Origin of the sequence: Oryzihumus sp. (assembly GCF_036391795.1) — a bacterium.
In the GTDB taxonomy this organism is placed as follows: domain Bacteria; phylum Actinomycetota; class Actinomycetes; order Actinomycetales; family Dermatophilaceae; genus Oryzihumus.
Map to the genome: position 1 here is coordinate 1 of NZ_DASVZH010000039.1, position 7544 is coordinate 7544.

Annotated in this window: 8 protein-coding genes and 1 pseudogene; 6 read left to right on the forward strand and 3 right to left on the reverse strand. The window is 70.5% G+C overall.

Features of this window, described 5'->3' with window-relative positions:
- A pseudogene (locus tag VF825_RS02000) lies at nt 1–376 on the forward strand (endonuclease); the annotation flags it as partial.
- A gap of 9 nt (nt 377–385) precedes the next feature.
- On the forward strand, nt 386–670 hold the full coding sequence (locus VF825_RS02005) for an Lrp/AsnC ligand binding domain-containing protein (RefSeq protein WP_331109600.1): 285 nt from the start codon (nt 386–388) through the stop codon (nt 668–670).
- A gap of 124 nt (nt 671–794) precedes the next feature.
- Here the strand turns inward: VF825_RS02005 and trpD are convergent, their stop codons facing one another.
- Both trpD and VF825_RS02015 read right to left on the reverse strand, forming a co-directional pair.
- Nucleotides 795–1961: an anthranilate phosphoribosyltransferase gene (trpD, locus tag VF825_RS02010; RefSeq protein WP_331109603.1), complete on the reverse strand. Its 1167-nt coding sequence runs from the start codon at nt 1959–1961 to the stop codon at nt 795–797.
- Between the two features lies 1 nt (nt 1962).
- Nucleotides 1963–2442 (reverse strand): hypothetical protein, encoded by a 480-nt coding sequence (locus tag VF825_RS02015; protein ID WP_331109605.1) that lies wholly within the window; start codon nt 2440–2442, stop codon nt 1963–1965.
- A 131-nt stretch (nt 2443–2573) separates the two neighbouring features.
- Between VF825_RS02015 and VF825_RS02020 the strand changes: the two genes are divergently transcribed.
- The 4 genes from VF825_RS02020 (at nt 2574) to VF825_RS02035 (ending at nt 7005) form a co-directional block, all read left to right on the forward strand.
- On the forward strand, nt 2574–3239 hold the full coding sequence (locus VF825_RS02020) for a cytochrome c oxidase subunit 3 (protein WP_414695745.1): 666 nt from the start codon (nt 2574–2576) through the stop codon (nt 3237–3239).
- Between the two features lie 49 nt (nt 3240–3288).
- Entirely contained in the window at nt 3289–4071 is a 783-nt protein-coding gene (locus VF825_RS02025; protein WP_331109609.1) for a c-type cytochrome, read from the forward strand.
- A 67-nt stretch (nt 4072–4138) separates the two neighbouring features.
- Complete coding sequence (locus VF825_RS02030; RefSeq protein WP_331109611.1) at nt 4139–5206, forward strand: ubiquinol-cytochrome c reductase iron-sulfur subunit; 1068 nt, start codon at nt 4139–4141, stop codon at nt 5204–5206.
- Nucleotides 5203–7005, forward strand: a complete 1803-nt coding sequence (locus tag VF825_RS02035; RefSeq protein ID WP_331109613.1) for a ubiquinol-cytochrome c reductase cytochrome b subunit — start codon at nt 5203–5205, stop codon at nt 7003–7005. The genes VF825_RS02030 and VF825_RS02035 overlap by 4 nt, the downstream gene beginning before the upstream one ends.
- 340 nt (nt 7006–7345) lie before the next feature.
- On the opposite strand, the gene VF825_RS02040 is transcribed toward VF825_RS02035, so the two are convergent.
- Nucleotides 7346–7544: HNH endonuclease signature motif containing protein (locus VF825_RS02040; protein WP_331109615.1), on the reverse strand; the 199-nt coding region annotated here is incomplete at its 5' end.

Genomic DNA, 7544 nt, shown 5'->3' on the forward strand with positions numbered 1-7544 from the left:
GGCCGGCGGCTGGGAGGTCGTCTGTGTCCGCCACGGCCGGCTCGCCGGCACGAGCGTGAGCCCGCGCGGCGCCGACCCCATGCCCTACATCGAGGCGCTCCGGGCCAGTGCCGAGATCGTCTCCCCTGGCCCCGGGCCGGCACCGGCCGCCTACCCGGAGGAGACCGAGAAGGTCCTGCGCTGGCTGGAGTCGCCCGGGGTGCGCATCGTCAGCATCGAGGGCGAGTGGACCTGCCCGACCCATGGCGCGGGCGCCGCCCGGGCCAGGCTCGAGCCGCTGGCGGCTGCCGCGCGCGACGTGGTGCCGTTCGACGAGCCCGGCGGTCCCGGCCTGCGGCACCAGCCGCCGGCCGCGGTCATGTCCGCCGCGGGCTAGGGTGTCACCGTGATTTCCGCCATCGTGCTGATCAACGCCGAGGTCGACCGGATCCCCGAGGTCGCCGCCGCCATCGCCGAGATCGACGGCGTCAGCGAGGTCTACTCCGTCACCGGGGACGTGGACCTCATCGCCATGGTCCGTGTGCAGCAGCACGAGCAGTTCGCCGACGTGATCGCCGACCGGCTCAACAAGGTCCAGGGCGTGCTCGGCACGCAGACGCACATCGCGTTCCGGACCTACTCCCGGCACGACCTAGAGGCGGCATTCGGCCTCGGGCTCGACGACGCCTGAGGCGAGCCTGCGGCGTCCCCAGCGGCGCCTGACACCAGCTGTGCCCGAGGCCGGTCGGCCTCAGCTCGATCGAGACCGTCTGGATCGAGACGTCGCGGGTCCGACCTGACGCCGCTGGGGCCGGTCAGTCGCGGGTGGCCGCGACCCAGCGTGTGATGACCTCCGCCGCCGCGCCCGCGTCGATGGCCCGCTCGGCCCGGTCCATCCCCGCCCGGACGTGCGCGGTGAACGCGGCGTGGTCCATGCCGGTGCCGATGTCCATGGCGGTGCCGATGTCCCTGCCGGCGTCCGTGCCCGCGCGGATGGCCGCGTCCGTGTCTGGCCGGACGTCCGCGCCGGGACCCCCCTGGGGGTCCTGCTCGGTGAGGGCGAGCGCGATACCGGCGTTGAGGACGACCGCGTCGCGCACCGGCCCGCGCTGGCCGGCGAACACCTCCCGCACGACCCCGGCGTTGTGGACCGCGTCCCCGCCGCGCAGGGACTCCAGCGGGTGCAGCTCGAGGCCGAGCTCACGCGGGTCGAGCGTGTACTCGCGCACGACGCCACCGCGGACCCACCACACCGAGGACGTGGTGGACACGGTCAGCTCGTCGAGGCTGTCGTCACCGCGGAAGACCGCCGCGTCCTTGCCCCGGCCGGCGAAGACCCCGGCCATGAGCGGCGCCAGCCGCGCGTCGGCGACCCCGACCGCCGCGTAGGTCGGCTGGGCCGGGTTGGTCAGCGGGCCGAGGGCGTTGAAGGCCGTGCCGATGCCCAGGTCGCGCCGGGGCGCCGCGGTGTGACGGAACGAGGGGTGGAAGGTCTGCGCGAAGCAGAACGTGATGCCGGCCCGTTCGGCGACCTCGACCACGCGCTCCGGCGGGATGGTGAGGTTGACCCCGAGCGCCTCGAGCACGTCGGCGGAGCCGGAGCTGGACGAGGCCGCCCGGTTGCCGTGCTTGACCACCTTGATGCCGGCAGCCGCGCAGACGATCGAGGCCATCGTCGAGATGTTGACCGTGTGTGCCCGGTCGCCGCCGGTGCCGACGATGTCCAGGCTCGGCCCGGCCACCACGATGCGGTTGGCGTGCTGCAGCATCATGTCCGCGAGGCCGCGCATCTCCTCGACCGTCTCGCCCTTGGCGCGCAGCGCCACGAGGAAGCCGGCCACCTGGGCGGGCGTGGCCTCGCCGCTCATGATGCGGTCCATCGACCAGGCCGCATCGGCCGAGCTCAGGTCGTGCCCGGCGAGCAGCGAGGTGAACACCGCCGGCCAGGTCACCGCCCCGGACGCCGGCGTGTCCGCAGCCACGTCAGCTGCCGGACGTGGAGGTCCCCGCCGCGCGAGCCAGCTCCGCGACGGCCTGGGCCACCGCGATCGGGTCGAGCGGGTGGGGAACGGCCAGGTCAGCCTGGGACCACGCCGCGAGCCAGCCGTCCTGCGGGCGTCCGGTCAGCACCAGGATGGGCGGGCAGTTGTAGATCTCGTTCTTGAGCTGGCGGCACAGGCCCAGACCACCGGTCGGGGCGGCCTCACCGTCGAGGACGAGCAGGTCGAACCCGCCCTGTTCCACGGCCTCGATCACGGCCGGTGCCGTCGCGCACTCGCGCCAGGAGGCGACCTCGACGTCCCGCGCGGGACGTCGACCCACCGCCACGCGCACGGCGTCGCGGGTGGCCACGTCGTCGCTGTAGAGCAGCACCTGGACGCGGTGCGGCACCGCCGAGCCGGCCGCGGTGGGCGCGCCCTCGATCGCAGCGGAAGGAGCCGACGGAGCGTGCGAAACGGTCATGGGCCAGATGCTACCGAAGGCGTTCGGACGCAACGATGACGGCCGTCAGCAGCGGCGTCGCGCGCGGTGGTGGGGCCCGGAGCCCCTTGAGCGGGGGGTCGCCGACCCACCCCGGAGGGAATGGGGCAATAATGGCCGCCGTGGCGACCGCATCAGCAGTTCACTCCAGTACCCCGGCAGGCACCATTCCCGGCCACGGCCCGGTGACCCGACCGAACATGACCTCGGTGGGCACCATCGTGTGGCTGGCGAGCGAGCTCATGTTCTTCGCAGGCCTGTTCGCGATGTACTTCACCATCCGCTCCGTCTCCCCCGAGCTGTGGAAGACGCAGACCGAGCACCTCAACGTGCCCTACGCGACGGTCAACACCCTCGTGCTGGTCATCTCGTCGGTGTGGTGCCAGCTCGGCGTGTTCAAGGCCGAGCACGGCCAGCCGGCGCGCACGGGCTCGCTGCTGCAGCTGAGCAAGTGGGGCATGCGGGAGTGGTACGTCCTGACCTACGTGTTCGGCGCGATCTTCGTCTCCGGCCAGGTGCTGGAGTACGCCACGCTCGTGCACGAGGGTGTCTCGATCTCGGCCAACGCCTACGGCTCGGTCTTCTACCTGACGACGGGCTTCCACGCCATGCACGTCACCGGTGGCCTGCTGGCGTTCCTGCTGATCATCGGCCGCACCTTCACCACCCGCCGCTACACCCACGCACAGGCCACGGGCGCCATCGTCACCTCGTACTACTGGCACTTCGTCGACGTGGTGTGGATCGCGCTGTTCGCGACCATCTACCTGCTCAAGTGACTCTGAACGTGACCTCCGACCTCCACACCGACGCCGACAGGACCGCACTGTGAACGCTCTGGCCGCCCGCCGTCGCCACCCGGCGGCGATCGTCATCCTCCTGCTGCTCGGCCTGGTCGCGATGGGTGGGCTCTACGCCGCCCTCGCGCCCAAGCCCGCGCAGGCGGCGACCGCCACCGCCGATGACGTTGCCGAGGGCAAGAAGCTCTTCCTGGCCAACTGCGCCACCTGCCACGGCCTCAACGCCGAGGGCAGCAAGGCCGGCCCGACCCTGATTGGCGTGGGTGCCGCCGCCGTCGACTTCCAGGTCGGCACCGGCCGTATGCCGCTCGCCGGGCCCGCGGTCCAGGCCAAGCGCAACAACAACGTGAAGTTCTCCGACCAGCAGATCTCCCAGATGGCGGCGTATGTCGCGTCGCTGGCCCCGGGGCCGGCCGTGCCGGACGCGGCGGACACCGCCGGCAACGGCAACATCGCCCGGGGTGCAGAGCTGTTCCGCGTGAACTGCGCCATGTGCCACAACTTCGCCGGCTCCGGTGGCGCGCTGACCCGCGGCAAGTTCGCCCCCAGCCTGCGCAACGTCGAGGGCAAGCACATCTACGAGGCCATGCTCACCGGCCCGCAGTCGATGCCGGTCTTCAACGACACCAACCTGTCCCCCACGGACAAGAACGACATCATCAGCTACCTGCACGACGTCGACAAGGCCGACAACCCCGGCGGTCTGAGCCTGGGCAACCTCGGCCCCGTCTCCGAAGGCCTGTTCGTCTGGGTCTTCGGCATCGGCATCCTCATCGCGTGCGCCGTGTGGCTGGGCTCCAAGGCAGCGTGACGATGGCTGCGCTGCATCTGCATGACACGCGACTGACCGACCGCGAATCGACAGGATCGACCACACGATGAACGAACACGGCACCGAGGCCCCGGACGGCACGTCCACCGAGGCCGTTCGCCTCGACCAGGGGCACATCGAGGGCACCGGGGGGATCCCGGAGCGCTTCACCAACCCCGGTCTCCCCGCGCACATCCACCGCTCGGCGGACGTGGACGAGAAGGCCGCCCGCAAGGCCGAGAAGCAGGTGGCGACGCTCTTCACGCTGTCGATCATCGGCACGCTGGTCTTCATCGTGGCCTACTTCGCCATCGACCACGAGACCAAGGTCTTCATGCCGGGCATCGGCCTGGCCAACCTGCAGAACGTCGTCCTCGGCGTCAGCCTCGCGGTCAGCCTCTTCATGATCGGCGCCGGCGCGGTCCACTGGGCCAAGACGCTGATGCCCGACGAGGAGGTCGTGGAGGAGCGCCACACGCTGCGCTCCCAGGACGAGGACCGCACCGCGGCCGTCGCCACGATCCTCGGCGGTGGCGACCAGGCCCAGCTCGGCCGTCGCCCGCTGATCAAGTACACCCTCGGTGGCGCCCTCGGCCTGTTCGCGGTGCCGCTGGTGCTCCAGCTGGCCGGTGGCCTCGGTCCGCTGCCCGGTAACGCCCTGTCCACGACGTTCTGGCGCAAGGGCATGAAGCTCATGCGCGACCCCGAGGGCACCCCGATCAAGGCCAGCGACGTCACGATCGGCTCGGTCTTCCACGTCATGCCCGAGGGCATCGACAAGAGCGAGCACGTCCTCGAGGAGAAGGGCAAGGCCGCGGTCCTGCTCATGCGCCTCGACCCGGACGTCATCACAGTGGCCAAGGAGCGCGACTGGGGTCACGATGGGATCGTGGCCTACTCGAAGATCTGCACCCACGTGGGTTGCCCGGTGGGTCTCTACGAGCAGCAGACGCACCACCTGCTGTGCCCCTGCCACCAATCGACGTTCGACGTGACGCAGGACTGCAAGGTCATCTTCGGCCCGGCCGGCCGGCCCCTGCCGCAGCTGAAGATCACGGTTGACAACGAGGGCTACCTCGTTGCGGATGCACCCTTCCGCGAGGCGGTTGGCCCGAGCTTCTGGGAGCGCGGATGAGCACCAGCACCACCCCCAAGGGCGCAGCGAGCCTGCGCGCCAACGACGCCAAGCCGGCCGAGGCCGTCGCTGGTCCCCTCAAGATCGCCGGAGGCGTGGGCGGCTGGGTCGATGACCGTACGGGCATCGCCAAGCCGGTCCGCCACCTGCTGAAGAAGGTCTTCCCGGACCACTGGTCCTTCATGCTCGGCGAGATCGCGATGTACTCCCTCGTGATCCTGCTGCTCTCGGGCACGTTCCTGACCTTCTGGTTCGTCCCGAGCGCGGGCCACGTGATCTACAACGGGTCGCACGTCCCGCTCAAGGGCATCGCCATGAGCGAGGCCTACAAGTCCACCCTGGACATCTCCTTCGACGTCCGCGGCGGCCTGATCATCCGCCAGATCCACCACTGGGCAGCCCTGCTGTTCATCGTGTCGATCATGGTCCACATGTTCCGGGTGTTCTTCACCGGCGCGTTCCGCAAGCCGCGTGAGATCAACTGGGTCATCGGCACCCTCCTGTCGATGCTGGCCATCGTCGAGGGCTTCGCCGGCTACTCGCTGCCGGACGACCTGCTCTCGGGCACCGGTCTGCGGGCGGCTGAGGGCTTCATGCAGTCGATCCCGGTCCTGGGCTCCTACATCGCCTACTTCGTCTTCGGCGGTGCGTTCCCGGGCGAGGCGATCATCCCCCGCCTCTACACCGTCCACGTGCTGCTGATCCCGGCGATCATCGTGGGCCTGTTCACCGCCCACATCGTGCTGGTCATGGTGCACAAGCACACCCAGTACCCCGGACCGGGCCGCACGAACGAGAACGTCGTCGGCTACCCGCTCATGCCGGTCTACATCGCCAAGGCCGGTGGCTTCTTCTTCATCGTCTTCGGTGTCACCGCCCTGATCTCGGCCCTGGTCACCATCAACCCGATCTGGATGTACGGCCCGTACGACCCCTCACCGGTCACCGCGGGCTCGCAGCCTGACTGGTACATGGGCTTCGCCGACGGTGCCCTGCGTCTGATGCCGGGCTGGACCGAACTGCACTTCTGGGGCTTCACGCTCGGGCTGAACGTCTTCATCCCGGCCATCCTGCTGATCCCGGTGCTGTACGGCCTCGCCGGCGCCTACCCCTTCCTCGAGGCGTGGGTCACCGGTGACAAGCGCGAGCACCACCTGCTGGACCGCCCGCGCAACGCCCCGACGCGCACCGGCATCGGCGTCATGGCCCTGGTCTTCTACGGCATCCTGTTCTTCGCCGCGGGCAACGACCTGATCGCCATCAAGCTGGGCCTGTCGATCAACGACATCACCAACACGTTCCGGGTGCTGCTGCTCGTCGCTCCCCCGCTGGCCTTCTGGGTCACCAAGCGGATCTGCCTGAGCCTGCAGCGTCGTGACCGCGACCTGGTCCTGCACGGCCGGGAGACCGGCCGGATCGTTCGCACCGCCGAGGGCCGCTTCTTCGAGGTCCACGAGCCGCTCGCCGAGCATGAGCGCTGGACGCTGGTGCAGCACGAGGCTCACCGTCCGCTGGAGCTCGGCTCCTCGGTGGACGCCAACGGTGTCCGCCGTCCGGGTGCGGCCAAGGAGCGGATGCGGGCCAAGCTCTCGAAGTTCTACTTCGAGGACCGGGTCGACCCCGTCACGCCCGCCGAGCTGGCTGCCGCGCACCACGACGGCCACGAGGAGGAGGCGCTGCACTCCATCGAGGGTCGCCCGCAGTGGGTCGGCCAGCTGCACGGTGGCGCGGACGAGCGCGACGACGTCGACGCCTACGCCCCGCACGACGAGGAGAGCACGGAGACCAGCCCCCGCTGATCCCCGCAGCCAACGATGAAGGCCCCCGACCTGCTGGTCGGGGGCCTTCATCGTTCCCGATCGCACCCCCACTGGGGAACGCCTTCCCCCGCTTACCGAGCCTGCAGTCGGAGGTATGCCCCGTAGCGACTCTCCCGGCGCAGACGGGGAAATGCGTGTGGCAGCTCCCCCGCGCCCGCAGACGGGCGTATGCGGGCTAGCGGCTCTCCGAGCCCGCCCTGTAGCGTCTCCCCGAGCCCGCCCCGAGACGGGGTACGCCGCCTCCCCAGTCCGGAGCCCGTGCAGACGCGGGGCATGCCGCTGGCCCAGCCGTCGCGGGGCCGGGTGCGGGGCGGCCGCCTCAGGTGTGCCAGGTGACCCCGGTGGCGGTGACGGTCGCGGTCCAGCCGCGCTTGTGGACGATCGTGTGGTGCCGCCCGCACACCAGGGCGGCGTTGCCGATGTCGGTGGCCCCGCCGTTGGCCCAGTGGGTGACGTGGTGCCCGTCGCACCACCACGGCGGCGCGGTGCACCCGGGGATCGTGCAGCCGCCGTCCCGC

What these genes read in the sequence shown, in the direction of transcription:
- VF825_RS02015 (WP_331109605.1), bottom strand. Translation starts at nt 2,442, where the DNA reads ATGACCGTTTCGCACGCTCCGTCGGCTCCTTCCGCTGCGATCGAGGGC.
- VF825_RS02030 (WP_331109611.1), top strand. Translation starts at nt 4,139, where the DNA reads ATGAACGAACACGGCACCGAGGCCCCGGACGGCACGTCCACCGAGGCC.
- VF825_RS02035 (WP_331109613.1), top strand. Translation starts at nt 5,203, where the DNA reads ATGAGCACCAGCACCACCCCCAAGGGCGCAGCGAGCCTGCGCGCCAAC.
- VF825_RS02020 (WP_414695745.1), top strand. Translation starts at nt 2,574, where the DNA reads ATGGCCGCCGTGGCGACCGCATCAGCAGTTCACTCCAGTACCCCGGCA.